Below are 23,893 nucleotides of genomic sequence, written 5' to 3'. Positions count from 1 at the left end.
GTTCACCAGCATGTCATCGCGCGTTGGCGGCCCGGTGCGGCCGCGACCGGCAGGCTGTGCCGATGTTCGGCTTCGTGCTCGGCGGCCTGGCCGTCTCGTGGGGCGTGCTGGCCGCCTACCTGGACCAGCCCGGCGCCGCGGCCCACCGGCGCGCCAACCAGCTGTGCACTGCCCTGCTGACCGCATGCACGGCCGCCACCGCCGTCGGCGGCGTGGCGTCGCTGGCCGGCGCCTGGTAAAGATCGGCCCGCGTCCCCCGGCCCCGCGCCGGCCGATCGCGGGTAGCGTTCGGCTCATGGGGATGACGCTGGAGCAGGCCTGGGAACTCAGCCGCCAGGAGACCGGGCTGGCCGTCGTGTCGACGTTGCGCGCCGACCAGACCATCCAGAGCTCGCTGGTCAACACGGCCATCGTCCGCCGCGGCGAGCCGATGCTGGCCTTCGTGACGTACGGCAAGGTGAAGCTCGCCAACCTCCGGGCCCGCCCGCAGGTGACCGTGACCTTCCGCAGCGGCTGGCAGTGGGCGGCCGTGGAGGGCCGCGCCGAGCTGGCCGGCCCGGACGACCCGCGGCCGGACATCGACGGCGAGGCCCTGCGCCTGCTGCTCCGCGAGATCTTCACGAACGCGGGCGGCACCCACGACAACTGGGACGAATACGACCACGTCATGCGCGAACAGCGCCGAACGGCGGTCCTGATCACCCCGTCCCGCGTCTACGCGAACTGACCGCCCCGGACCGGTCCCGGCTTCCGTGAGCCGCGTCCGGCTTCCCTTGAACCGCGCCCCGCTTCCCTGAACCGCGCTCTGCCTCCTTGAACCGCGCCCCGCTTCCCTGAACCGCACTCTGCCTCCTTGAACCGCGCCCCTGAGCCGCGCATCGCGAACCACGTGCCGATTCGCTGATTGCCGGCGAGCGGCGGCCGTTAGGCGCCGATCAGGCGCAGCAGGACGGCGCCCTGGTCCGGGCCGTACTTCGCCGCGTACAGGGCGGCCACCCGCTCGCGCGTCTCCGGGCTCGCCTCGGCCAGCACGTATCGCCGGGCGCCGTCGCCGATCACCTGATGGTCGGGGTGGAACGCCTGCGACAGGGCCGCCGGGTTCACATTGACCCAGTGCTCACCCTCGTACAGCACGTACCGCAGTTCGTGCTCGGCGGTCTCGCCGGCGACCGTGAGGCGCAGCGGCATCCGCTCGTGCTCGGCGAGGGTGAGCAGGCCCGGCCCCTTCCAGCGGTTGTCGAAGGCCTCCAGCGCCAGCTCACCCAGGTCGCCGCGGACCCGCACCTCACGCTGCGAGCTTTCGCTCACCCGCCGGTCCCGGAAGATCCCGTACGACAGCCAGTCGTCCACGCGGTAGAGCGCGTGCGCCGGTCCTGCCTGACTGATCCGTACGGTGAACAGGTCCCGGAAGTTAGCGGGCATTCGCCCCACGAACTCGTCGAGCCGCTCGATGTTCTGCCGCATCAGCGCCACCGCGTCCGTGGGCGCCACCTGCCGCGCCCGTTCCGCCGCGGCTGGGCTCGACGGGTCGGTCAGCACGATGCGAAACCGCACGCCACGCTCGAGCGCTTTCAGGACCGCGGAAGTGAACGCCCGTTCGTGCTTGGCCTCCAGTAGCCCGGTCCAGTGCTTCCAGATGTCCACCCGGTCCGCGGCGTCCTCGATCCGCTTGATCACCGCCCGGTAGTCGAGGCGGTTGCGCCGCTTCACCGCGTTGCGGTTGAGGAAGAGAATCAGTGGTTGCAGGACGAGCGCCGCGAGCACCAGGTCGAGCAGGTTGGCCCCGATGTTGATGCGCAGGTCGGTGCCGAACCCCTCCGTGTCACGCACCGGGTAGAGCAGGAAGAAGGCCGCCACGAGCAGCAGAAACCCGATGCCCAGATACACATAGGACAGCCACCGTCCGCGCCACATCCGCCCATGGTCGCAGATCGATGCCTTATCCTCCGCCCATGGAGCAGAGGGCGATCATCTTCCACGGCACCGACGCCAGCCCCGAGGTCGCGTGGTACCCCTGGCTGGCCGGGCGCCTCGCGGCCCGCGGCTACACCGTCGAGGTGCCGCACTACCCGGGCCTCAACGTCGAGCCCATCGACACTTTCCTGCCGCGGGTGCTCGCCGCACACACCTTCGACCGGCGCACGGTGCTCGTCGGCCACTCCGGCGGCGCCGCCCTGCTGCTGGCGATCCTCGAGAAGGTAGCCGTGGACCGCGCCTTCCTGGTCGCCGGCTACTGCACCCCGCCCAACACGAGCGACGAGCCCGTGCTGCGCTCGTCGTACGACTGGGACGCCATCCGCGCCAACGTCCGCGACCCGTACTTCATCAACTCGGCCACCGACCCGTACGGCTGCGACGCCACCCAGGGCCGCGCCATGTTCGACCGCGTCGGCGGCACCCAGCTGATCCGCAACGACGGCCACTTCGGCGACCACAACCAGACCTACGACGAGTTTCCCTTGCTGGACCGCCTCATAGCCTGACCACGCGACCGCCACCAGCATTTCCCGCCGGACCCGGACCGCCACACCTCGGCCCCAGGCACCCAAGAGCTGGGCCCTGCCGCACCAGGCACATCACTGCGTTACACGTTATTGCGCTCGACGCAGCACAGGGCCGAGAAGGTTCCACCGGACCGCGCACCAAAGGCACCGCACCCCCACGGCACTGGAGGCCTGCTGCATGGCACATGCCGTGCGTAACACATCATTGCGTGCTGCACATCACCGTGCCCCATATGCTCCAGTGTCGGAAGCGCTATTGTGCCTTGCGCACCAGGCAAATGAACGCACCACCGTGCCCAGCGCTGTACCAGGCCAGCGCACTACCAGCGCACTACCCGGGCCCAGCGCACTACCAGCGCACTACCGGGGCCCAGCGCACTACCCGGGCCCAGCGCACTACCAGCGCGCTACGCGGCCCAGCGCACTACCGGGGCCCAGCGCACGACCAGTGCACTACCGGGCCGAGCGCACCAGGGCCAACGCACGCACCAGGCCCAACACACACCCACCAGGCCAACGCTCCCACCAGACCCAACGCACCGACGGCCCCAGCACACCACCAGGCCCGACGCACCACGACGGTCCGGAACCTAGCTCCGCATGCCCGATGCTCCGCTCGTACACATCAGGGGAACCGCGGCTAACTTGGCGGCTCGTCGAATGCTGTGGACCTTTCCATTCGTGGCCAGCGACATGAGAATAGTCGTTAACTTGCTATCGATGCGGCCAGCTGAGAGCTTATTGGCGTGACGCCAACAAGGAGGTGGCCGTGGTATGGATGCCAGTGAGGGGCGCGACCGGCTGAAGGCCGTTCGCGCGGCCGGCGGCAAGGTGACGATCGAGGAGCTCGACGCGATCTGGGGTGTGCTTCCGCCCGTCCGGCCCGAGGAGATCCTGGGGGCGTGGGCCGGCAGCGAGTTTGTCAGCGGGCACAGCTTCGAAGGGCAGCTGGAGCGGGCACGGTGGCACGGCAAGACGTTCGCCTCGCTCACGGAGGTCACGCCGCTGGTGTGCCGGGACGAGAACGGCGAGCTGTTCGCCAACGAGGAGATGGCCAAGGGTGGGGCCAGCCTGTGGATGGTGGAGTTCCGGGGTGAGGCGACGGCCACGATGGTCTACGACGGCCGGCCGGTGCTCGACCACTTCAAGCGGGTCGACGACTCGACCCTGCTGGGGGTGATGAACGGCAAGGGCGTGCTCGACAACGGGCGGCACTACTACTTCCTGCTCCAGAGGGAAGAAACCGCTCCGCGGGCCGCGCACGGGGAGGAAACGTGAGGATCCGGGCGGCGGTGGTCGAGGAGCCGGGCGGGGCCTTCGTGGTCGCGGACGTGGAGCTGGAAGAGCCGCGGGCGGACGAGATCCTCGTGCGGGTCACGGCGGCCGGGATCTGCCATACGGACCTTGCCATGCGGCGGGGGTGGACGAGGACGCCGATGGTCTTCGGGCATGAAGGGGCCGGCGTGGTCGAGGCGGTCGGCGCGGAGGTCAGCGCCGTTTCGCCCGGGGACACGGTGTGCCTGACGTTCCGGAGCTGCGGGGCCTGCGAGCAGTGCGGGGCGGGACATCCGGCGTACTGCCTGCGCAGTGATCTGAACGCACGGGGCACCCGGAGCGACGGCAGTACGCCGCACTCGCGGGGCGGACGGGCGGTGTACGGCAACTTCTTCGGGCAGTCGAGCTTCGCGACCTACGCGCTGGCGTACGAGTCGAACACCGTCAAGGTTCCGGCCGGCCTTCCGGCGGCCCTCGCCGCGCCGTTGGGGTGCAGCGTGCAGACCGGCGCGGGGACGGTCTTCACCGTTCTGCGGCCGGAGAAGGGCGAGACGGTCGCGGTGCTGGGCGCGGGCGCGGTCGGGCTGAGCGCGGTCATGGCCGCGGTTGCCGCCGGGTGCGAAGTGTTGGTGGTCGACCGGGTGGCGGAACGACGTGATCTAGCGCTTGAGCTGGGAGCCGTGGACAGGAAGTTAGCGGGTGTTCACTACGTCGTCGACACGACGGGGCGGCCCGAGGTGATCGACGAGGGGCTTCGTGCTCTCCGGCGGCGCGGCACCCTGGCGCTGGTCGGGCTGGTCGGGCGGGCCGAGCTCGACCTGGCGACGGTCCTCTACAACGGCATCCGGCTGCGTGGCGTCATCGAGGGCGATGCCACGCCGGCGGGCTTCATCCCGTACCTCGTGGATCTGCACCGCCAGGGGCGCCTGCCGGTCGAGCGGCTGATCACCGAGTTCCCGTTCGATGAGATCGAGATCGCTGCCCGGAGCGGAACTATCAAGCCCGTTCTGACGTTCAGGTGAGCGATATGACAGTGCCCCGGCGGCGCCGGCGGGTAATGCTGGGGACAACCGACGAATGAGGTGTGCGCCATGGCCACGGAGAAGGCGATTCTCGCCGGAGGCTGTTTCTGGGGTATGCAGGATCTGATCCGCAAGCGCCCCGGGGTGATCTCGACGCGGGTCGGCTACACCGGTGGCAACGTGCCGAACGCGACCTACTACAACCACGACGGCCACGCCGAGGCCATCGAGATCATCTACGACCCGGCGGTGACGTCGTACCGGGACGTCCTCGAATTCTTCTTCCAGATCCACGACCCGACGACGCTCAACCGTCAGGGCAACGACGTGGGCACCAGCTACCGGTCGGCCATCTTCTACACGAGTGACGAGCAGAAGAAGGTCGCCGAGGACACGATCGCCGACGTCGAGGCGTCGGGGCTGTGGCCGGGCAAGGTGGTCACCGAGGTGACGGCGGCGGGCCCGTTCTGGGAGGCCGAGCCGGAGCACCAGGACTACCTGGAGCGCATCCCGAACGGCTACACCTGCCACTTCCCCCGCCCCAACTGGAAGCTGCCCCGCCGCGCCTGATCGGAGGGCGCCGCCCGAGGGAGGCGCCCGCGGCAGAGAGCTCAGGCGCGGGCGCCGATGCTGAGAGCCCGCACCAGGAAGCGCGGGCTCGTCAGCGCGCTCGGATGGGCGAGCATGGTCGTCACCTGGCCCAGGCGGTGGTTCACCGCCTGGTCGCGCATCGACGCCTTGAAGATGAGGCCGCTCGCCCAGCGGATCGCCCGGTAGCCGGCCGGGTACGGGCCGTCGACGTGCGGCAGGGCCAGGTCGGCCATCGTGGAGACCTGCCACGCCGCGTCGACGACCACCTTCACGTCCGCGAAGTAGGCACGCGCCGGGCGGCTCAGATCGGGGTCGCCGCGCAGGTACTCCGACAGGCACGACGCGTGCAGCATCGCCGAGGTCATGCCCTGCCCGTACACGGGATTGAACGACGCCACCGCGTCGCCCGCCGCGACGAGGCGGGCCGGGAAGCGGCGCAGCCGGTGGAAGTCACGCCGGCGGCTGTCCGCCTGGTGGTACGTGTGCACCTCGCCCTCGAGCGCGGCCTTCGTCGCCACCTCGCCGAACTCCGGCGGGAAGTCGCGCACGCACCGCTCGCGGAACTCGTCCGCGTCGCGCCCCGGGCGGTCGGCGTCGTATCCCGAGACCAGCAGGGTCCAGCGGCCCCCCTCGATCGGGGTGAAGCCGCCGATCCGCGCCGTGCGCCCCGGTCCCGGGTTGGCGATCGAGATGCACGTCCACACGTCCGGGTCCGCCGGGCGCCGGTAGAGCGCCGTCGCGTAGTTCAGTTTGATGGCCATGCGCCGCATCGGGGGCTTCGGGAAGTCGTACGCGTCCAGCCAGTCACCGAGCCGGCTCGACCGTCCCGTGGCGTCCACGACGAAGTCCGCCTTCTGCCCCGTGACCGTGTTGTCCCCCTCGGCGACGTAGCGCACGCCGGTGACCGTGTCGCCGTCCATCAGCAACCCCTCGGCGCGCCCGGCGACCGGGCGCACGTTCGGGATCGCGAGCACCCGGCGCCGGATCAGCGCCTCGAGGAACGGCCGGCTCGAGACGATGCCCTGCGCCGCCGCGGGCCCCGACGGCGGGTCCTGGCGGAGCTGACCGTCCAGATAGAAGCGGTTCGTGCCGCGCGGCGGCGTCACCGCGCCCTCGGCGAGCGCCTCCTCGACGAAGCCGGGGAACCAGCGCTCCAGCTGACGCTGGCCCGACGGCAGCAGCGCGTGCACCTGATTTCCCTGCGGAACGCCGGGCCGGACGCCGGCGCCGAGGGCCGTCAGGTCGTCGCGCTCGATGACGACGACGTCCTCGGCGTGGTCACTGAGCACCCGGGCGGCCATCAGCCCGGCGACGCTCCCGCCCACCACCACCGCCCGCCGGAACAACGCTTTCTGGTCCTTCGGTGACTCGGACGACGAGATGACGGCGAAGCGGCGTGCGGCGGACATGCGCCACACGATAGCGGTAAATATTGATAAGCATCAGATAGGCGGCAGCTCCTGCGGACGGTCCAGCACGTCGCGGAAGAGGTCGCCGCGCTCCTCCAGCCGGGTCAGGACATCGCGCATGGTGAAGCCGTCCGGCCGCAGCCCCGGATCGTCCAGCTCGTCCCACTCGATCGGCGCCGACACCGGCGCACCCGCCGCGGGCCGGGGGCTGTAGGGCGCGACGAGCGTGCGGTTGATGGCGTTCTGCGTGTAGTCGAGCCGCGCCAGGCCGCCCCGGTCGCTCTTCTGCCACTTCCAGCTCACGAGCTCCGGCACGACCGCGCCGACCGTACGGGAAAGCTGCTCCACCCAGGCCCGTGTCTCGTCGAAGCCGGGCCCCACCGCGATCGGCACCCAGATCTGGATGCCGCGCCGCCCGGTCACCTTGGCGCGCGCCGTCACCCCGAGGTGCTCGAAAGCCGTGCGGTGCAACCGGGCCAGCGCGAGCACGTCCTCCCACGAGGTGCTCGTCCCGGGGTCGAGGTCGATCAGCGCGTACGTCGGCGCGTGCGGCGCGTCCACCTTGGACGTCCACGGATGCCACTCCAGCGCGCCGAAGTTCGCCGCCCACACCAGCGCCGCCGGCTCGTCGACCACCAGATAGGTGCGCGTCTCCCCCGGATCCGCCTCCGGATTGACCCATCGCGGCAACCACGAGGGCGCGTGCGCCGGCAACTCCTTGTGCCAGAAGCCTTTCGTGCCGGCGCCGTTCGGATAGCGGTGCATGTTCAGGGCACGGCCCCGCAGGTACGGCGTGAGCACCGGCGCGACGCTCGCCGCGTACCGCAGGAAGTCCCGCTTGGTGACCGGGTCCTCGGCGTCCCTCGCCGGAAAGAGCACCTTGTCGAGGTTGGTGACCCGCAGCTCGCGCCCGAAGATCTCCCACGTGCCCCGCGCGCCGATCCGGTCGAGCGCCGCCACCTCGGCCGCGTCGGCGTGCGGCAGGTCCCCGCGCCAGGTCCGGTCCGGGTTCGCCCTGACCTCGTCGTTGGTGCGGCCACTCAGCACCGAGCGCGGGTGCTCCTCGGCGTCCCAGCCCTCCACCGCGTACTCGTCGCGCTTGTGCAGCAGGAGCCACTCCTGCTTGCCGCTGCCGCCCCGCCGGGTGCGCACCAGCGCGAACCGCCCGTGCAGCTTCTCGCCGTGCAGGTCCATGTGCAGCTCGCCGTCCGCGACCGCCCGCCCCGGATCGCCCTGCGGCTCGAACGTGCCCGCGTCCCACACGATGACGTCCCCGCCGCCGTACTGGCCCGCCGGGATGACCCCCTCGAAGTCGAAGTACGACAGCGGATGGTCCTCCACGTGGAAGGCCGCCCGCCGCGCCTTCGGGTCGAGCGTCGGCCCCTTGGGCACGGCCCAGCTGGCCAGCACCCCGTCGATCTCCAGCCGGAAGTCGTAGTGCAGCCGCCGCGCCCGGTGCCGCTGCACCACGAACCGGCGCACGCCGTCCGCGGCGCCGGCCGGGGCCCCCGAGGGCTCCGGCGTACGGCTGAAGTCACGCTTGCGCCGGTAGGGCGCCAGCTGATCGGGCTGTGGCATGCCTGTCTGATACCCCGAGCGGCGCCCGGCTCACCTGCGCCACGACTTCCACGCGGACGACACGGCCTCTTCCAGCGAGTGTCGCGGCCCCAGGCCCATCCGCCGGGCGCGGCCCACGTCGGCGACCGACTCGGCGGCGTCGCCGGGTCGCCGCTCCCCCACCCGGAAGGGCACCTCCGCGCCCGCCACGCGCCCGGCCAGCCCGACGAGGTCGAGCACCGACGTGCCCCGGCCGCTGCCCACGTTGACGACCGCGTGCCGGCGCGCCGGCCACGACGGGCGACGCGACAGCAGTTCCACACCCCGGAGGTACGCGTGGGCGACGTCGCGCACGTGCACGTAGTCGCGGATCGCGCTGCCGTCGGGCGTCGGGTAGTCGTCACCCCGTACGACCAGTTTGGTGCCCTCGGTCAGCGCCCGGAACACCGCCGGAAGCAGGCTCGCCGGTCCGGTGTCCGCCGCGGACGGGTGCGGACCGGCACCGATGACGTTGAACTGGCGCAGTGCCAGCGACCTGAGCCGCGCCGCGCCGAGGATGCGCTCCCCCTCGAGCTTGGTGACGCCGTACGGGTTGACCGGACGCGGCCGCCTGCGCTCCCCGGCCCGATCGCGGCCGGTGTCGCCGTAGACCGCCGCCGAGGAGGCGAACAGCAACTGGCCGACGCCCGCCCCGGCCATCGCCTCGACCAGCATGCGCACCCCGCCCACGTTGCTCAGCCAGAACGGGTCACCGGCCGCCGTCGATTCCGGCACGGCCTTGGAGGCGGCCAGGTGGATGACGCCGGTGGCCCGCACCCGCGCGAACAATCGGCCGAGGTCGTCCGGGTCGGTCACCGAGCCCTGGACCACGGTCACGGTGCCGGGCAGGCGTTCCGGGCGGCCGGTGGAGAAGTCGTCGAGGACCACCACGTCGCCCCGGCCGCTCAGCAGCCGGACGACGTGCGCGCCGATGTACCCGGCTCCCCCGGTCACGATCCAGGTCAACGTCGCCCCATCCAGCGCAGTCGTTCCAGGTGCTTCACCAAGACGAGACACACGTCGTCACTACGCTCGGTGCTGTCGTCGTCGAGCACCTCGACGTGGAACGTGGGTAGGTGCTCCTCTCGCCACGCGGTGAAGGATAGGCCCTGGTAGAGGGCGATGGCCCGCTCGTTCGAGGGATGCACACCGAGGGCGACACGGTGGAAGCCGAGCAGGGCGAGCTGACGTTCGGCTTCGCTCAGGAGGGTCCGCGCGACCCCGTAGTGTTCGTGACCGTCGAGCACGCGCAGGTGCTGCAGCAGCGGTACGCCGGGCAGCCCCGCGCGCAGCTCGGGCTCCTCGGCCGGCGCGAGCCGGAGGAAGATGTAGCCGGCGAGCGCCTCGCCCCGGAAGGCGAAGAGGATGATGCCCCGGTCCCGGTCGAGGTGATCGAGGAAGTAATGCCGATCGTTCCGGTTGTCGACGAGCTTGCGGACATCCTCGTCCGACGCCGTCCTTATCGACACTTCGTCGCTCACCATAGGTCTCCCGATCGGCCGCCCTCCGGTGATCGTGCCGCCACGCGGCGCCGCTGTCGATGGACGACGGCGGCGCCCCGGTGTCAGCGATGCAGCAGGCCGATGGCGACCACGACCGCGACGACAGCCGTGGTGAGGGTGACGGCGACGGCGGCCCGCTGCTTGGCGCCCACGCGGATGACGACGAACACGGCCCAGACGACCGCCCACGCGGCGGCCAGGACGGCGGCGAGAACGACGAGCGCCGCGACGGCGGCGCCCAGATCCTGGGAGTAGGTGCTTGCGGCAAGCTGGCCCATCGAGGCCTCCTCTACACGTCGACCGGGATCTACACCTCGGTCTACCTGTAGTACCAGTGACTTCACTGTAGGTTGCTGTACATCGGCGGAGCAACAGCTGGACGCCGCTGGAACGTGAGAGACGGCATTCATTCACGAGCGCGTCGCTTTCGCTGGTGGGCGGCGAGGTTGTTAGTCTCCCGGCGACGCTGTAGGACTACACAGTTGTAGTACAGTGAACTCTTCTGGAGGTGCTGGAGTGTCCACTGGTGGGGACCCCGGCCGGACCTTGGCGGAGCGGCTGCAATCGCTGCGCTCGTCGTGGGCGCCGGAGGTGAAGGTCAGCCAGGTGCAACTGGCGAAGGCGCTCACGGAGCGGAAGAAGACGAGCGCTTCGCTCATCTCGTCATGGGAGAACGGCACCGAGCTGCCGCCCGAGGAGCGCATCGACGCCATCGCGACGTTCTTCTGCACCAGGCGATCGGTCGAATCGAGCCCCTACCGGCTGATCGACGAGCGAGACTTGACCGCGGACGAGACCACGGCGCGCGCCAGGATCGCCCGGGAGCTGCGCGCGTTGCGCGAGGCCGCCACGACCTCGAAGCGTGCCGCGCCGCCGACCATCGTCGGGCACGGCCCCTGGTTCTACGAGGAAGGGCCGATCATGATCGTCTGCGCCGAGCCCGGCAAGGGCGAGCCGCAGCTCGACATCGACCCCGACCGCTCCAAGCTGTCCCGCCTCGCCGACCTCGACTCGCTCTTCGAGCTCCACGGGCACCTGCGGGCCGTCAATCCCGATCTCGAGGTGCAGTGGGCCAGCGCCTGGGACATGCGCGAGACCGACTGGACCAAGCACCTCGTCCTGCTCGGCGGCATCGACTGGAACAAGGCGACACAGGTCGCCATGCGATTGACCGACGTGCCGGTGACCCAGCACTCCGACGACGACGACCCCAGCCGTGGCTGCTTCCGGGTCGTCACCGACGACGAGACCGAGTCGTTCACCCCAGCGTTCGAGGGTGAGGGAGAGGACCGGGCTCTGGTGGAGGACGTGGGTCATTTCTTCCGGGCACCCAATCCGCTGAACCGGGAGAAGACCATCACCGTATGCAACGGCATGTACGGCAGCGGCGTCTACGGCGCGGTGCGCACCCTCACGCATGACGTCTTCCGGGACAAGAACGCCGGATACCTCACCGAGCGGTTCGCCGGCAAGGAAGCCTTCAGCCTGCTCTTCCGGGTGCAGGTCCTCACCGGCGTGGTGACGACACCGGACTGGACGGCCCCGAAGACCGTCCTGCACGCGTGGCCGAAGGCCTGACTATGCTCCGCGGCGTGTCCACAGTCGACGCTTCCATGGAGAGCCTGCATCACGGCTCCCACGCCCACCTTCTCGAGGAGGTCGACGTGGCCGGGCTGGAGGCGACGGCGCGCCTCGACGCCATCATCGTCCCGACCGCCTGGCCGGCGGGCGCGCTGCGGCACGCCATGGAGGTGGGCAAGGCCATCGGCGTCCCCGTGGTGGCGCTGTGCAGCCGCGCGTCCGCGCCCGAGGAGGCGCTTCGGCTGGCCGGCCACCTGGACGCGGCCGTGCTCACCGTCGGCGTCGACGGCACGCTCGCCCGCCTGCTGCCGTCCTTCGACACCGACCGGCTGCTGCGGGCGAACGGCTTCGGCACGACGAGCGACCTCAGCCTCAAGCGCAACCTCGGGCTGGTCCTCGCGCGCGGGCTCGGCTGGCGGCGGGTGCTGTTCCTCGACGACGACATCCACGTCGAGGAGCCGGAGCAGCTGCACCGGGCGGCCGCGCTGGTCGACCGCTTCCGCGCGGTGGGCCTGGCCAACAGCGGCTACCACGACAACTCCGTGGTCTGCCACGCCTACCGCGCGGTCGGCGGGCGGCAGGGCACGTTCATCGGCGGCGGCGCGATGATCGTCGACGCGCTCCGGACCGAGTCCTTCCACCCCTCCATCTACAACGAGGACTGGCTCTATCTTCTCGGCGACGGGGTGCCCTTCCGCGCGGCCCGCGCCGGCACCATGCGCCAGCGCAGCTACGATCCCTTCGCCAATCCGGCACGGGCTGCCGCCGAGGAGCTCGGGGACACGCTGGCCGAGGGCCTCTTCTGGCTGCTCGACTCGGGCCGCAACATCAGCACCGCGCAGAGTGCCTACTGGGGTGACGCGCTGTTCCGCCGTCGCGGCTTCATCGACCTGGTCATCGGGGAGCTGGACGGCTCGGCGGAGCACCGGCGGATGCGCCGCTCGCTGGAGGCCGCCCGCGGCCGCAGCGCCGCCATCACGCACCGGCTCTGCGAGGACTTCATGGAGGCGTGGCAGGCCGACCTGGAGAGGTGGCGCAAGTTCCTCGTGCAGCTTCCGCTGGGCGGCGATCCGGCCGATTTCGCGCGCCGGTTCGACATGCCCGGCCGCGTGATGGCGTCGAAGGCGCACGAAAGCCTCAGTCAGATCGATGTTAGCGTCGCGGCGTATCATTGATTCATGCAGAGAGCGGAGGACGCTGACGTCCGGGCGGCGCTGATCGCGGCGGCCGAGCGGCAGCTGGCGGCGGCAGCCGACGGGGACATCGCGACACGGGCGGTGTGCGAGGAGGCCGGGGTGACGCAGCCGGTGCTCTACCGGCTCTTCGGCGACAAGCGTGGGCTGCTCGACGCGGTCGCGGACGCCGGTTTCGAGCGCTACGCGAGGCGCAAGGCCGGCCTGGAGGTCACCGACGACCCGGTCGCCGACATGTACGCCGGCTGGGACGACCACATGGCGTTCGCGGCGGAGAATCCGGCGCTCTACCAGCTCATGTTCGCGCCGCGGCCGCGGGCCAACTCCACGGCCCACCGGCGGATCCTGGAACTGCTCGAGGCGACCCTCGTGCGCACGGCGGCGGCGGGCGCGCTGACGACCACGCCGAGGCTGGCCGCCCAGCTGATCCTGCCGGCCAACATCGGGGTGGCGCTCAGCCTCATCGCCCAGCCGGAGCTCTTCGACGACCCGGCGCTGTCCCACCGCGCCCGCGACGCGGTCTTCGGAGCGGTCCTGGCCGGCGCCGGGGAGCCGATCGGGCAGGATCCGGTGCGGGCTGCGGCGCGCCAGTTGCGGTCGCGGCTTTCGCTGTCCGGTACGGAGAAGCTCGAACCCGCCGAGGCGGCGCTGCTCGACCGCTGGCTCGAACGGATCGACGAGCCCTAGGCTGCCGCACGCCGAGCTTTTCGGACCGCCTTCTCCAGCTCGGCGCGGCTCATCGTGGTGCGCTTGGGGACGTCGAGGTCGCGGGCCAGCTTGAGCAGCTCACCCTTCGGCAAGTCCTTGAGGTCGGCGGCCTTGCTCCCCTTGCCGGAAGCGGCAGTCTTCCGTGCGGACGAGGCGGGCTTGCCCTTCGTCTTCGCTGCCGCGCGGCCCTTCTTCGCGGCCTCGACGCTGCGGCGGAGCGCCTCGAAGAGGTCGGTGGCGGCGGTCGGCTCGGGAGCCTCGGCGGCCGGGGTGACCTCCTTGCCCGCCTTCTTCTCGTCGATCAGCTTCTTGACCCGGTCGGTGTAGGTGTCGCGGAAGTCCGCGGGACGCCACCGCCCGGCCATCGAGTCGATCAGCTGCTGGGCCATGTGCCGCTCGGCCGGCTTGGCCGCGTTGCGCCGGGGCAGCTCGTCGATCTGCTCCTTCGGGTCGCGGACCTCGTCGGCGAAGTACATCGTCTGGAGCATCAGCAGGTCGCCGTCGGCGCGGATCGCCGCCAGGTACTCCTTGCCCCGCATGACGAGCGTGCCGATCGCCGCACGGTTCGCATCCGCCATCGCGTCGCGCAACAGGCCGTAGACCTTCGCGGTCTCCTCGCTGCCGGGGCCGAGGAAGTAGGTGCGGTCGTAGTAGATCGGGTCGATGTCGTCCAGCTCGACGAAGCGGTCGATGTCGAGGCTGCGCGACCGGCCCGGCGCGACGGCGTCGAGCTCCTCCTGATCGAGCATCACGTAGTCGCCGCCGCCCACGTCGGCGCCCTTGACGATGTCGTCGTAGTCGACTTCCTTGCCCGTGCGCTCGTTCACCCGCTTGTAGCGGATGCGGTCGCCGGTGCCCTTCTCGAACTGGTGAAAGCTGACCTCGTGCTCGTGCGTGGCGGAGTACATCGCCACCGGCACGGACACCAGCCCGAAGGTGATCGCCCCTGTCCAGATCGGTCGCGCCATGGCATTGCGGTACCCGCCCGCGCACGCTCCGAACCGCCCTCGGCCCGATCCGCTGCCGGCCCGATCCGCTGCCGGCACGGCCCGGGATGGTTCAGGACCGGCGGCGCCGCTGCTAGGTTGATCTTAGGTGTGCCGGGAAGTCTGGTCGGCGATCGGTGAGGGCTGGGCGGAACCGGAGGCACGCGTGAGCACGATCGCCTGGATCGCGGTGGCGGTGTTCGTCGCGGCGTACGTCCTGATCGCCACCGAGAAGATCAACCGGGTGGCCGTCGCCCTCGGCGGGGCGGCGATCATGCTGGCGCTGGGTGCCACCGACGCCGAGCACGCCTTCTTCTCCGAGGACGCCGGCATCGACTGGAACGTCATCTTCCTGCTGCTGGGCATGATGCTGATCGTCGGCGTGCTCAAACGCACGGGGCTGTTCGAGTTCGTGGCCATCTGGTCGGCCAAGAAGGCACGCGCCCGCCCGTTCCCGATCATGGTGATCCTCGTCGTCGTCACCGGCGTGGTGTCCGCCGCGCTCGACAACGTCACGACCGTGCTGCTTGTCGCGCCGGTCACCCTGCTCGTGTGCGACCGGCTCGGCGTACCCCCGGTGCCGTTTCTCATCGCCGAGGTCTTCGCCTCCAACATCGGCGGCGCCGGGACGCTGGTGGGCGACCCACCCAACATCATCATCGCCAGCCGCTCCGGCCTGAGCTTCAACGACTTCCTCGCCGTGCTGGCGCCGTTCGTCCTGGTCGTGCTCGTCGTCCTGCTGGTCCTGTGCCGCATCATGTTCCGCAAGGCGTTCCGGTACGACGCCGAGCGCGCCGCCAAGGTGATGGCCCTGCGCGAGCGCGACGCCATCCGGGATCCGCGGCTGGCCGTGCTCAGCCTCGGCGTGCTGGGCGCCGTGCTCGTGGCCTTCACCCTGCACACCGTGCTCGGCCTCGAGCCGTCCGTGGTCGCGCTGCTCGGCGGGCTGCTCCTGCTGCCCCTGTCCCGGGTCGACGCGACCGAGGTGGCGCGCGAGGTCGAGTGGCCGACGCTGATCTTCTTCGCCGGACTGTTCGTCATGGTCGGCGCCCTGGTCGCCACCGGCGTGATCGACCAGATCGCGCACGCCGCCACCGGCGCCGTCGAGGGCAAGCTCTGGCCCGCGACCCTGCTGCTGCTGTGGGCCTCGGCCGGCCTTTCGGCGATCATCGACAACATTCCGTACGTCGCCACGATGAGCCCGATCGTCAGCGAGCTGGTGAACGCGTCCGGCGGCAACGAGAAGGCGCAGGTGCTCTGGTGGGCCCTGGCCATCGGCGCCGACCTGGGCGGCAACGCGACGGCGGTGGGCGCCTCGGCCAACGTCGTCGTCCTCGGCCTGGCGGAGCGCGCCGGTCACAAGATCACGTTCTGGGGCTTCACCAAGTACGGCCTCATCGTCACCGTGATCTCGGTGGCGCTGGCCGTGCCGTACCTGTGGCTTCGCTTCTTCTAGGTGCCGAGCATGCGGTCGAGCAGGCCGTCCAGGGTGATCACCCCGGTCATCACCCCGGCCTCGTCGACCACCGCCACGAGCGGCACGTTCGACCGGGCCATGATCGACGCCACCTCGAGGACCGTCGCGTTCCCGCGCACCGCGGGCAGCTCCGGCCGCTTCCTCGGCAGCAGATCGGCCACCGTCCGGTCGCCCACCCCGTCGAGGACGACGTCGGCGGCGTCCTCGTCGATCACCCGGGCCAGGGCCGGGTCGTCCTGACAGTACGACGGCAGCGCCATGCGCAGGACCTGGGTGCCCGCGAGCACCGTCAGCGGGCGCCCCTTGCCGTCGACCACCACGAGACCCGGCAGATCCTGGGCGGCGAGCACCCGCACGGCCTCCCGGGCGGGCAGGCTCTCGGCCACCGTGCTCATCGAGACAGCCACATCACGCGCGTGCACCTGCGCCTCCTCACACCTTCGACCACGATACGCGTGCGCGGCTCAGCGCGGCTTCGCCGAGCGGATCGTGCGGCGCAGCACGCCGTGCCAGGCGGGCACGTCCGCCTCGTCGTCGAAGAACCGGGCGACCACCACGTCCGTCGACGAGTGCAGCACGATCGACACGACGATGGTCAGCGCGACCAGGTGGAAGATCTCATCCGCGGCGGTGATGCCGGAGTCGAGCACCAGCAGCCCGTACACGACCGAGGCGAAGCCCTTCGGCCCGAACCACATCGCCGCCGCCTGCTCCTTGAGGTCCAGGCCCGAGCGCAGGAACGACAGCCAGAGCGCGACCGGCCGGGCCACGAAGATGGCCAGGAACGCGAACACCCACCCGGTCCAGGAGATCTCGGCGAGGAACTCCAGCGAGATCAGCGCCCCGAAGACGAGCAGGGCGGCCAGCTTGAACAGCTCCGCGATGTTCTCGCCGAAATGCTCGAACGCCGCCCGCTGCCGCGGCCCGAACGTCGCCACCGTGATGCCGGCGGAGAACGCCGCCAGGAACAGGTTGGCGTGCGTCGCCTCGGCCACCGCGAGCACCAGCAGCCCGATGGCGAACGCGTTGAGCGGCTCGTAGGCGGTCGACGCGGCGAACAGGCGGCTGCGCTCGAGCAGGATCGCCACGACCGGGAGCGCCACGCCGACCAGCAGCCCGAGCGACACCTCCAGCGCCAGCTCGCCCAGGTGCAGGTCGTCTGAGCCCGAGGCCACGGCGAGAAAGACGATGACGAACGGCAGCGCCAGCCCGTCGTTGACGCCGGACTCCACGTTGAGCAGGTGCCGCAGCCGCGCCGGGACCTTGTCGTTGCCCACCAGAGCCGAGGCGAACACCGGGTCGGTCGGCGCCAGGATCGCCCCGATCAGCAGCGACTCCGCACAGCCCAGCCCGGCGACGTAGTGGGCGGCGAGCGCGGTCACCAGCAGGGTGAGCGGCAGCCCCCAGCCCAGCGCCCGGCCGGGCAGCCGCCACGCGGAGCGCAGGTCGGCCCAGCCCACGCGCATGCCGTCGGTGAACAGCACGGCGAACAGCGCCAGCTGCGCCAGGGTGGACACGATCGGTGAGTCCGCTTGCACGTCGAGCACGCCGGTCGTGCCGGGACCGAGCACGAAACCGGCCACCAGGAACAGCACCGCGGTCGACAGGATCGTCCGCTTCGCCAGCGCGGAGACCAGGACCGCGAGCAGCAGGACGACGGCGAAGGCGAGCAGCAGCATCAGCGCGCCCCGCTCCGCGCGGTCACGGCGCGGGGCCGGGCGCGGGCACCGCGGTCCTGGGCGAGGCGCATCCGGCAAGTCCACCCGGTGGGCGGCCCCCGCGCAAGGTGACAGCCGACGGCAATCGGCGAGCGTCACCACCGCCGTCGCCCGCCCGGCGAACTACCGCTGTGTAATTCCTGGTCGGGGGGCATCACGCGGGGCGGCGGGGGTAGCTCGGTCGGATGAGTTCCGACGGGCAGCTCGTCCGGCCGATGCTCGCCGCGCTGGGGCCGATGCCGGCGGGGCCGGGCTGGGCGTTCGAGTACAAGTACGACGGCGTTCGCGCGATCACGTACGCCGCCGACGGCGAGGTCCGGGCGCTGACCCGCAACGACAACGACGTCACGGGCACGTACCCGGAGCTCGCCGAGGTCGCCACGCTGCTGCGCGGGCGGACCGCGATCCTGGACGGCGAGATCGTCGCGCTGGAGGACGGGCGCCCGTCGTTCGCGCTGCTCCAGAACCGGATGCACGTGGCCGCTCCCCCGGTGTCCCTGCTGCGGTCGGTGCCGATCCGCTACTACGTGTTCGACCTGCTCGAGCTCGACGGCGAGAGCCTGATGGAGCTGCCCTACCGGCGGCGCCGGGAAGTGCTCGCGGACCTGCGCCTGGACGGCGCCGTGGTGCGAACGCCCGCCAACTTCCCGGAGGCCGACGGCGCGCGCGTGCTCGACGCGGCGAGGCTGGCCGGCTTCGAGGGCGTCGTCGCGAAGCGCCAGGACGGCGTCTACCGGCCCGGACGCCGCTCCGCCGAGTGGACCAAGGTGCCGCTGATCCGCACGCAGGAGGTGCTGATCATCGGCTACGAGCCCGGCGAGGGCCGCCGCGCCGGCACGATCGGCTCCCTTCTGCTCGCCGTGCCCGATCAGGATCAGCGGCTCCGGTACGCGGGCCAGGTCGGCACGGGATTCACCGACGCCGTGCTGCACCAGCTCCTGACCCGGCTCGAGCCCACCCGGCGCGCCACCGCCCCCGTCGCCGGGGTGCCGCGCGAGCACGCCCGCCACGCCCGCTGGGTGCAGCCGTCTCTCGTCGGCGAGGTCGCCTTCCGCAACTGGACCGTCGACGGCCGCCTCCGCCACGCCTCCTGGCGCGGCCTGCGCCCCGACCGCGAGCGGGAGGAGATCACCGGGACGGTCATGACGCCGGACGCGGCGTGGCGGGTGGAGGCGGTCCGGCGCGACGGGCGCCAGTGGTACCGGATCGTGCACGGCGCGACCGTCGTGGACGGCCTCGCCCTCGACGACGTGCGGCTCGTGCTGGCGGAGGCCGGCGTCGACCTGGCGGACCTGACCGAGGCCGCCTGACCGAAGGTGATCGCCCTGTCCAGGTCGGTCGCGCCGTGCCCGGCCGGCGCCTTCTCCGGCCCGGCCACGACGGGCATTCGCCGGTTTTGATACGTCGGCCTTCAGTGGATTTGCTGTCGCCGAGGCGATTGGCGCGGCCACGGGCATCGCGGTTCAGTGTTCTCGGACCGAGGAGAATGCGACCGAAAGGAAACTCCGATGATGACGAAATTCGTACGCCGAGCCGCGCTCCCGCTCATCGCGACCGCGCTGATCGTCGCCGGCGTCGCCGCGCCGGCGCACGCCGCCGACCAGGTGAACAGCTGGCGCAACCTCGCAACCGGCATGTGCCTGGACAGCAACGGCCTCGGGCAGGTCTACACGATGTCCTGCAACAACGGGCTCTATCAGAACTGGCAGGACAAGCCCATGAGCACCAATTTCCGGAATCACAAGAACGCGGCCACCGGAAATTGCCTGATGGCCGGAGTGCTCAGTTATGTCAACGCCATGCCGTGCGACAATTTCACGACGTTACAGATGTGGACCTTCGGCAGTGGTTACCTGACGAATGTCAACAACGGTTACTGCCTCGACAGCAACTTCCAGGGACATGTGTACGCGGGTCGATGCAACGGCGGCCTGTACCAGCAATGGGAGAAGATCCGGCGCTCGTAGCGGCTCAGCAGCCCGAGGAACCGCCCGCGGTGACCGCACCGCGGGCGGTCGGGTCTCTCCGCATCCGTCTCGCTCCCGGGCCATCACGGCCCGCCAACCGGCGCGGTCACGGTGTGACGGCCCGGACGATGGCCACGCCGTACCGCGGGAGGGAGAGGCCGCGCGCCGGCTTGCCGGTCAGTAGGTCGGTGCCGTCGAGCTCGACCACGTACGGCGCCGGGTTGTGGTTGATGACGTAGGTGTCGGACCCGCTGGTCACCCGCTCGACGCCGGGCGCCGGGCGGGGCAGGCCGAGGCCGAGCCGGCCCAGCAGGGTCTCGGCCAGCGCCGCCTTGCCGTCGGCGGCGAGGTCGGCCGCCACGTACCAGGCGGTGCCGTTGCGGGTGATGGCCGGGCCGCCGGCGGCGGGCCCCTCGGTGAACTCGGACTCGACCGTCGCGCCGGTGAGGCGTACGACCTCGCTCCAGGTCTGCGACGTCGAGGTGACCGTGCCGGCGATCGCGGCCGGGTGGCCGGCGAGCGGGGTGAACTCCTCGATCCACAGGCCCAGCGTGCGCTGGAGCGGGCCGAGGTAGCCGCCGGCGCGCACGCGCAGCTTCTCGTCGACGATGCCGCTCTGGAACGTCACGACGAGCGTGCCGCCGCCTCGCGCGTACGAGTCGAGGTTCTCCAGGTCCTGGTCGGCCGCCAGGAAGAGGGCCGGCGCCACCACGACGCGGTACGGGCTCAGGTCGTCGCCCGCGCGCACGAAGCGCACCCGGACGCCGGCCTCGGCGAAGGCGCGGTACCACCCCGAGATCTGCGCGGCGTAGCTCAGCCGGCTGGGCCGGGCCGCCTGCTCCAGCGCCCACCAGCTCTCCCAGTCCAGCACGATCGCGACCTCGACGGACGGGGCGGCCACTGTGGACGGCAGCACGTCCGACAGCTCGGCCAGCTCGGCGCCGAGCGCCTTGACCTCGCGCCACACGCGGGTGTCGGTGCCGCTGTGCGGGAGCATGCCGGAGTGGAACTGCTCGGCGCCGGCGACGGACTGGCGCCACTGGAAGAACATGATGCCGCGCGCCTCGCGGGCGATCGCCTGGTAGGACCACGCGCGCATCTGGCCCGGGAGCTTCGCCGCGTTCTGCGGGCGCCAGTTGACGGCGCTGGGCGCCTGCTCCATCAGCACCCACGGCTTGCCGCCGGCGAGCGAGCGCATCAGGTCGCGGGTCATCGCCGAGTGCAGGTAGGCGCTGTCGTCCGCCGGATCGGGGTAGCTGTCGTCGGAGACGAAGTCCATCTCCGCGGCCCATTCCCAGTAGTTCGCGGGCTTGAACAGGCCCATGAAGTTGGTGGTGACGGGCACGTCCGGGGTGGCCGCGCGCAGGATCGCCTTCTCCGCGCGGAAGCACTCCAGAAGTTCGTGCGAGGTGAACCGGTCGAAGTCGAGCAGCTGGGCCGGGTTCTTGAAGGTGGGCGCGTCGCGCGGCGGGAAGACCTCCTCGAACGCCGAGTAGCGCTGCGACCAGAAGGACGTGCCCCACGCGTCGTTGAGCCCGTCGATCGTGCCGTACCTGGCGCGCAGCCACGCCCGGAACGCCTCGGCCGAGACGTCGCAATAGCACCGGCTCACGTGGCAGCCGTACTCGTTGTTGATGTGCCACATCTCGAGGGCCGGATGGGAGCCGTAGCGATCGGCCAGGGCCTGGACGAGGCGGGCCGCGTAACGGCGGTACACCGGCGAGCTGGGGCAGTACTGCTGGCGACTGCCGGTCGACAGGCGTACGCCCGAGGCCGTGACCGGAAGCATCTCGGGGTGCCTCAGGGTGAGCCACGGCGGGGGCGACGCCGTGGCGGTGGCCAGGTCGGCGCGGACGCCGGCGGCGTGCAGCTTGCCGAGCACCACGTCGAGCCACTCGAAGTCGAACTCGCCGTCGCGCGGTTCGAGCCGTGACCACGAGAAGACGCCGACGGTCGCCAGGTTGACGCCCGCCTCCCGCATGAGCGCCGCGTCCTCGTCCCACACCGCGCGTGGCCACTGCTCCGGGTTGTAGTCCCCGCCGTACCAGATCGGCATTGTGCCCCTCATTTCCCCGAGTTACGGACCGCGGCGGTGGAGCCGCGAACGATGAGCCGGTCCTCCACAGTGGGCAGCGGCTCGCGCGACGCGTCCGGCTCGAGCCGGTCCAGGACGCGGCGGAACGCGTGCGCCCCGTGCAGGATGAAGTCCTGGCGCACGGTGGTCAGCGGCGGCGAGAAGTACGCCGACTCGGGCATGTCGTCGTAGCCGACCACGCTGACGTCCTCGGGCACCCGGAGGCCGCGCTCGGCGAGGGCCCGCGTGACGCCCAGCGCGATCTGGTCGTTGGCGCAGACGATCGCGGTGGCGTCGCCGGCCTCGGCCGCCGCCTCGTGGCCCGCCGCGGCAGACCAGTCCCGCGCGTAGATCCGCGTGCACTCCAGGCCCTCGGCCGCCTCCTCGAAGGCGCGCAGGCGGGTGCGCGCCGACCGCCAGTCGCGCGGCCCGGCCACGTACGTCACCCGGCGGTGGCCGAGGTCGAGCAGGTGCCGCGCGATGGCGGCCTGGATCTCGACGGTGTTGGAGCCGGGCGCGTGCTCGGCGATGGTGAGAGGCAGGCCGGGCGGCTGGCGCTCGACGGCCGCGCGCAGCTGGTCGGTGTCGGCGATCGCGAGCACGCCGGCGACGTCCTGGCGCACGATGCCGCCGAGCACCTGCTCGAGCTCGCCCGCGTCGCTCGAGTCGTACGTCACGACGTCGAGCAGGTAGCCGGCCGTGCGGGCGGCCCGGCGGACGCCCTCGACCAGCTGCACGGTGCCCACCTCGACCAGCTCGCCGGTGAGCGCCACGACCGTGCGCGACTCGCCGCGGGCCAGCAGCCGCGCCGAGAGGTTGGGCCGGTAGCCGAGCTCGCGGATGGCCCGTTCGACGCGCTCGCGGGAGGCCGGGCGCAGCGGCGAGACGCCGGACAGATAGCGGCTCACCGTCTGGTGCGACACCTCGGCCACGCGCGCGACGTCGTAGATCGTCGGCGCCTTCGGCGCTCGATCCCTGCGCACCATGGACTCGTCCTCACCGAAAGTTACCGGTAACAGCTCGCACGCTAGCAGACCTGTTACCGGTAACAGAAGGGCTGCGCCGTGTCACCCGGCAACGGTTTCGGGCGCGGTTCCGGCTAATCTGGACCGCCATGCTGACCATCACGCCGGACTTCAAGGCCGACTCCCCGCGCCGCTGGGCCGAGCTGCGGCGCCGCGGCCCGGTGCACCGGATCCGGCTGGAGACCGGGCTCGAGGTGTGGGCCGTGGTGACCTACGAGGCGGCGCGCGAGGCGCTCGCGCATCCGTTGCTGCGCAAGGACTCCACCCCCGCCGAGGCGGCGCTCGCGGCGGCCGGGTTCACGCTGCACAAGCCGGGGGTCGGCATCGGCGGCAACATGCTGGAGGCCGATCCACCCGCGCACACCCGGCTGCGGCGGGTGGTCGCCGGCGCGTTCAGCCCGCGCCGGGTGGAGGCGCTCGCGCCCCGCGTCCGCGAGATCGCGGCCGGGCTGCTCGGCGCGCTGGCCGGCCGGTACGAGGTGGACCTGGTCACGGCCTACCATGCCCCGCTGCCGATCGCGGTGATCGGCGAGCTGCTCGGCGTGCCCGAGGAGGAACGCGCCGGCTTCCGCACGTGGACGGCAGCGGCGGTGAGCGCGCCCTCGGCCGCGCAGCGCGAGGGCGTGCGGGCGCTCAACGCCTGCCTCGAGTCGCTGATCGCCCGCAAGCGCGCGGCGCCCGGCGACGACCTGCTCTCGGCGCTGGCCGCGGGCGGCGAGCTGTCCGACGAGGAGTTGCTGGGCACCGCGGCGCTGATGGTGGTGGCCGGTCACGACACGACGGTCAACCTGCTCGGCAACGCCGTCGCCGCGCTCCTACGGCAGCCCGCCGAGCTGGCGAGGCTGCGGGCGCGCCCGGAGCTGATCGCGGGCGCGGTGGAGGAGTTCCTGCGCTACGACCCGCCGGTGGAGCAGGCCTCCAAGCGGTACGCCGCCGAGGACCTCACGCTGGCGGGGCAGCCGATCCGGCGCGGCGACGTCGTGGCCGTGATGCTCGGCTCGGCGAGCCGGGACGCCCCGCAAACCGATGACGGCGACCCCGGCCTCCTCGACGTGGAGCGCGCCGCGGCCCGCCATCTCGCCTTCGGCCATGGCATCCACCACTGCCTCGGCGCCCCGCTGGCCCGCCTGGAGGCGACGATCGCCCTGGGCGCCCTGATCGAGCGCTTCCCCCGCCTGAGCCCCGCCGTCGCTCTGGAGGAGATCGAGTGGATCGCCAGCGGCATGATGCGAGGGCCGGTCGCCCTGCCCGTGCGCCTTTCCTGA

24 protein-coding genes are annotated in these 23,893 nt (G+C 71.4%); 13 read left to right on the top strand and 11 right to left on the bottom strand.

Going from position 1 to position 23,893, the window contains the following annotated elements; genetic code table 11:
* Nucleotides 1-62 precede the first annotated feature (62 nt).
* Nucleotides 63-239: a hypothetical protein gene (locus tag Ade02nite_RS30515; protein ID WP_203771449.1), complete on the top strand. Its 177-nt coding sequence runs from the start codon at nt 63-65 to the stop codon at nt 237-239.
* A 56-nt stretch (nt 240-295) separates the two neighbouring features.
* On the top strand, nt 296-727 hold the full coding sequence (locus tag Ade02nite_RS30510; RefSeq protein ID WP_203771447.1) for a TIGR03618 family F420-dependent PPOX class oxidoreductase: 432 nt from the start codon (nt 296-298) through the stop codon (nt 725-727).
* A 197-nt stretch (nt 728-924) separates the two neighbouring features.
* Here Ade02nite_RS30510 and Ade02nite_RS30505 read toward each other — a convergent pair whose 3' ends face one another.
* Nucleotides 925-1,914: a hypothetical protein gene (locus Ade02nite_RS30505; RefSeq protein ID WP_203771445.1), complete on the bottom strand. Its 990-nt coding sequence runs from the start codon at nt 1,912-1,914 to the stop codon at nt 925-927.
* 38 nt (nt 1,915-1,952) lie between these two features.
* Here Ade02nite_RS30505 and Ade02nite_RS30500 point away from each other — a divergent pair, with 38 nt between their 5' ends.
* The 4 genes from Ade02nite_RS30500 to msrA all read left to right on the top strand — a co-directional run bounded on the left by Ade02nite_RS30500 (nt 1,953) and on the right by msrA (nt 5,371).
* Nucleotides 1,953-2,483 carry an RBBP9/YdeN family alpha/beta hydrolase gene (locus Ade02nite_RS30500; RefSeq protein WP_203771443.1) on the top strand — a complete coding sequence of 177 codons (531 nt, stop codon included), beginning with the start codon at nt 1,953-1,955 and terminating at the stop codon, nt 2,481-2,483.
* Between the two features lie 795 nt (nt 2,484-3,278).
* Nucleotides 3,279-3,782: a DUF4334 domain-containing protein gene (locus Ade02nite_RS30495; RefSeq protein ID WP_203771441.1), complete on the top strand. Its 504-nt coding sequence runs from the start codon at nt 3,279-3,281 to the stop codon at nt 3,780-3,782.
* Nucleotides 3,779-4,801: an NAD(P)-dependent alcohol dehydrogenase gene (locus Ade02nite_RS30490; RefSeq protein ID WP_203771439.1), complete on the top strand. Its 1,023-nt coding sequence runs from the start codon at nt 3,779-3,781 to the stop codon at nt 4,799-4,801. Before Ade02nite_RS30495 ends, Ade02nite_RS30490 begins: the two co-directional genes overlap by 4 nt.
* 69 nt (nt 4,802-4,870) lie before the next feature.
* On the top strand, nt 4,871-5,371 hold the full coding sequence (gene msrA / locus Ade02nite_RS30485) for a peptide-methionine (S)-S-oxide reductase MsrA (RefSeq protein ID WP_203771437.1): 501 nt from the start codon (nt 4,871-4,873) through the stop codon (nt 5,369-5,371).
* A 41-nt stretch (nt 5,372-5,412) separates the two neighbouring features.
* On the opposite strand, the gene Ade02nite_RS30480 is transcribed toward msrA, so the two are convergent.
* The 5 genes from Ade02nite_RS30480 to Ade02nite_RS30460 all read right to left on the bottom strand — a co-directional run bounded on the left by Ade02nite_RS30480 (nt 5,413) and on the right by Ade02nite_RS30460 (nt 10,177).
* A complete protein-coding gene (locus tag Ade02nite_RS30480; protein WP_203771435.1) occupies nt 5,413-6,801 on the bottom strand; it encodes an FAD-dependent oxidoreductase in 1,389 nt (462 codons plus the stop codon).
* 33 nt (nt 6,802-6,834) lie between these two features.
* Nucleotides 6,835-8,379, bottom strand: a complete 1,545-nt coding sequence (locus tag Ade02nite_RS30475) for a non-homologous end-joining DNA ligase LigD (protein WP_203771433.1) — start codon at nt 8,377-8,379, stop codon at nt 6,835-6,837.
* 30 nt (nt 8,380-8,409) lie between these two features.
* The gene (locus Ade02nite_RS30470) at nt 8,410-9,363 is read right to left on the bottom strand and encodes an NAD-dependent epimerase/dehydratase family protein (RefSeq protein ID WP_203771431.1); all 954 of its coding nucleotides are present in this window, start codon (nt 9,361-9,363) and stop codon (nt 8,410-8,412) included.
* Complete coding sequence (locus Ade02nite_RS30465; RefSeq protein WP_203771429.1) at nt 9,360-9,878, bottom strand: GNAT family N-acetyltransferase; 519 nt, start codon at nt 9,876-9,878, stop codon at nt 9,360-9,362. The genes Ade02nite_RS30470 and Ade02nite_RS30465 overlap by 4 nt, the downstream gene beginning before the upstream one ends.
* A gap of 83 nt (nt 9,879-9,961) precedes the next feature.
* Nucleotides 9,962-10,177, bottom strand: a complete 216-nt coding sequence (locus Ade02nite_RS30460) for a hypothetical protein (protein ID WP_203771427.1) — start codon at nt 10,175-10,177, stop codon at nt 9,962-9,964.
* A gap of 238 nt (nt 10,178-10,415) precedes the next feature.
* Between Ade02nite_RS30460 and Ade02nite_RS30455 the strand changes: the two genes are divergently transcribed.
* Genes Ade02nite_RS30455 through Ade02nite_RS30445 form a run of 3 tightly spaced genes read left to right on the top strand, consistent with a single transcriptional unit; the run spans nt 10,416 to nt 13,360 of the window.
* Entirely contained in the window at nt 10,416-11,477 is a 1,062-nt protein-coding gene (locus tag Ade02nite_RS30455) for a helix-turn-helix domain-containing protein (protein WP_239169186.1), read from the top strand.
* A gap of 14 nt (nt 11,478-11,491) precedes the next feature.
* Entirely contained in the window at nt 11,492-12,655 is a 1,164-nt protein-coding gene (locus Ade02nite_RS30450; RefSeq protein ID WP_203771425.1) for a hypothetical protein, read from the top strand.
* Nucleotides 12,656-12,658: 3 nt separating this feature from the next.
* Nucleotides 12,659-13,360 (top strand): TetR/AcrR family transcriptional regulator, encoded by a 702-nt coding sequence (locus Ade02nite_RS30445; RefSeq protein ID WP_203771423.1) that lies wholly within the window; start codon nt 12,659-12,661, stop codon nt 13,358-13,360.
* Here the strand turns inward: Ade02nite_RS30445 and ku are convergent.
* Entirely contained in the window at nt 13,357-14,349 is a 993-nt protein-coding gene (gene ku / locus Ade02nite_RS30440) for a non-homologous end joining protein Ku (RefSeq protein WP_203771421.1), read from the bottom strand. The genes Ade02nite_RS30445 and ku overlap by 4 nt on opposite strands.
* 184 nt (nt 14,350-14,533) lie before the next feature.
* Between ku and Ade02nite_RS30435 the strand changes: the two genes are divergently transcribed.
* Nucleotides 14,534-15,823: an ArsB/NhaD family transporter gene (locus tag Ade02nite_RS30435; protein WP_203771419.1), complete on the top strand. Its 1,290-nt coding sequence runs from the start codon at nt 14,534-14,536 to the stop codon at nt 15,821-15,823.
* Here the strand turns inward: Ade02nite_RS30435 and Ade02nite_RS30430 are convergent.
* Both Ade02nite_RS30430 and Ade02nite_RS30425 read right to left on the bottom strand, forming a co-directional pair.
* Nucleotides 15,820-16,266 carry a CBS domain-containing protein gene (locus tag Ade02nite_RS30430; protein WP_203771417.1) on the bottom strand — a complete coding sequence of 149 codons (447 nt, stop codon included), beginning with the start codon at nt 16,264-16,266 and terminating at the stop codon, nt 15,820-15,822. The genes Ade02nite_RS30435 and Ade02nite_RS30430 overlap by 4 nt on opposite strands.
* Nucleotides 16,267-16,308: 42 nt before the next feature.
* Nucleotides 16,309-17,523: a cation:proton antiporter gene (locus Ade02nite_RS30425; RefSeq protein ID WP_203771415.1), complete on the bottom strand. Its 1,215-nt coding sequence runs from the start codon at nt 17,521-17,523 to the stop codon at nt 16,309-16,311.
* 224 nt (nt 17,524-17,747) lie between these two features.
* On the opposite strand from Ade02nite_RS30425, the gene ligD reads away from it, so the two are divergent.
* Together ligD and Ade02nite_RS30415 are read left to right on the top strand one after the other, a co-directional pair.
* Nucleotides 17,748-18,872, top strand: a complete 1,125-nt coding sequence (gene ligD, locus Ade02nite_RS30420) for a non-homologous end-joining DNA ligase (RefSeq protein ID WP_203771413.1) — start codon at nt 17,748-17,750, stop codon at nt 18,870-18,872.
* 198 nt (nt 18,873-19,070) lie between these two features.
* On the top strand, nt 19,071-19,529 hold the full coding sequence (locus tag Ade02nite_RS30415; protein ID WP_203771411.1) for an RICIN domain-containing protein: 459 nt from the start codon (nt 19,071-19,073) through the stop codon (nt 19,527-19,529).
* A gap of 106 nt (nt 19,530-19,635) precedes the next feature.
* Here Ade02nite_RS30415 and Ade02nite_RS30410 read toward each other — a convergent pair whose 3' ends face one another.
* On the bottom strand, nt 19,636-21,585 hold the full coding sequence (locus tag Ade02nite_RS30410) for a beta-galactosidase (RefSeq protein WP_203771408.1): 1,950 nt from the start codon (nt 21,583-21,585) through the stop codon (nt 19,636-19,638).
* Between the two features lie 8 nt (nt 21,586-21,593).
* Complete coding sequence (locus Ade02nite_RS30405; RefSeq protein WP_203771406.1) at nt 21,594-22,589, bottom strand: LacI family DNA-binding transcriptional regulator; 996 nt, start codon at nt 22,587-22,589, stop codon at nt 21,594-21,596.
* Between the two features lie 128 nt (nt 22,590-22,717).
* Between Ade02nite_RS30405 and Ade02nite_RS30400 the strand changes: the two genes are divergently transcribed.
* Complete coding sequence (locus tag Ade02nite_RS30400; protein ID WP_203771404.1) at nt 22,718-23,893, top strand: cytochrome P450 family protein; 1,176 nt, start codon at nt 22,718-22,720, stop codon at nt 23,891-23,893.

The sequence above is a fragment of the Paractinoplanes deccanensis genome, from assembly GCF_016862115.1.
Lineage (GTDB): Bacteria > Actinomycetota > Actinomycetes > Mycobacteriales > Micromonosporaceae > Actinoplanes > Actinoplanes deccanensis.
Note: the sequence above shows the minus strand (reverse complement) of the source record. Positions and strands in the feature narration are given on the sequence as shown.

Coding starts and splice junctions, on each gene's coding strand:
- Ade02nite_RS30480 (WP_203771435.1), bottom strand. CDS start 6,801: ATGTCCGCCGCACGCCGCTTCGCCGTCATCTCGTCGTCCGAGTCACCG.
- Ade02nite_RS30400 (WP_203771404.1), top strand. CDS start 22,718: ATGCTGACCATCACGCCGGACTTCAAGGCCGACTCCCCGCGCCGCTGG.
- Ade02nite_RS30460 (WP_203771427.1), bottom strand. CDS start 10,177: ATGGGCCAGCTTGCCGCAAGCACCTACTCCCAGGATCTGGGCGCCGCC.
- Ade02nite_RS30515 (WP_203771449.1), top strand. CDS start 63: ATGTTCGGCTTCGTGCTCGGCGGCCTGGCCGTCTCGTGGGGCGTGCTG.
- Ade02nite_RS30405 (WP_203771406.1), bottom strand. CDS start 22,589: ATGGTGCGCAGGGATCGAGCGCCGAAGGCGCCGACGATCTACGACGTC.
- Ade02nite_RS30475 (WP_203771433.1), bottom strand. CDS start 8,379: ATGCCACAGCCCGATCAGCTGGCGCCCTACCGGCGCAAGCGTGACTTC.
- ligD (WP_203771413.1), top strand. CDS start 17,748: ATGAGTTCCGACGGGCAGCTCGTCCGGCCGATGCTCGCCGCGCTGGGG.
- Ade02nite_RS30495 (WP_203771441.1), top strand. CDS start 3,279: ATGGATGCCAGTGAGGGGCGCGACCGGCTGAAGGCCGTTCGCGCGGCC.
- Ade02nite_RS30410 (WP_203771408.1), bottom strand. CDS start 21,585: ATGCCGATCTGGTACGGCGGGGACTACAACCCGGAGCAGTGGCCACGC.
- Ade02nite_RS30505 (WP_203771445.1), bottom strand. CDS start 1,914: ATGTGGCGCGGACGGTGGCTGTCCTATGTGTATCTGGGCATCGGGTTT.
- ku (WP_203771421.1), bottom strand. CDS start 14,349: ATGGCGCGACCGATCTGGACAGGGGCGATCACCTTCGGGCTGGTGTCC.
- Ade02nite_RS30510 (WP_203771447.1), top strand. CDS start 296: ATGGGGATGACGCTGGAGCAGGCCTGGGAACTCAGCCGCCAGGAGACC.
- Ade02nite_RS30500 (WP_203771443.1), top strand. CDS start 1,953: ATGGAGCAGAGGGCGATCATCTTCCACGGCACCGACGCCAGCCCCGAG.
- Ade02nite_RS30445 (WP_203771423.1), top strand. CDS start 12,659: ATGCAGAGAGCGGAGGACGCTGACGTCCGGGCGGCGCTGATCGCGGCG.
- Ade02nite_RS30425 (WP_203771415.1), bottom strand. CDS start 17,523: ATGCTGCTGCTCGCCTTCGCCGTCGTCCTGCTGCTCGCGGTCCTGGTC.
- Ade02nite_RS30415 (WP_203771411.1), top strand. CDS start 19,071: ATGATGACGAAATTCGTACGCCGAGCCGCGCTCCCGCTCATCGCGACC.
- msrA (WP_203771437.1), top strand. CDS start 4,871: ATGGCCACGGAGAAGGCGATTCTCGCCGGAGGCTGTTTCTGGGGTATG.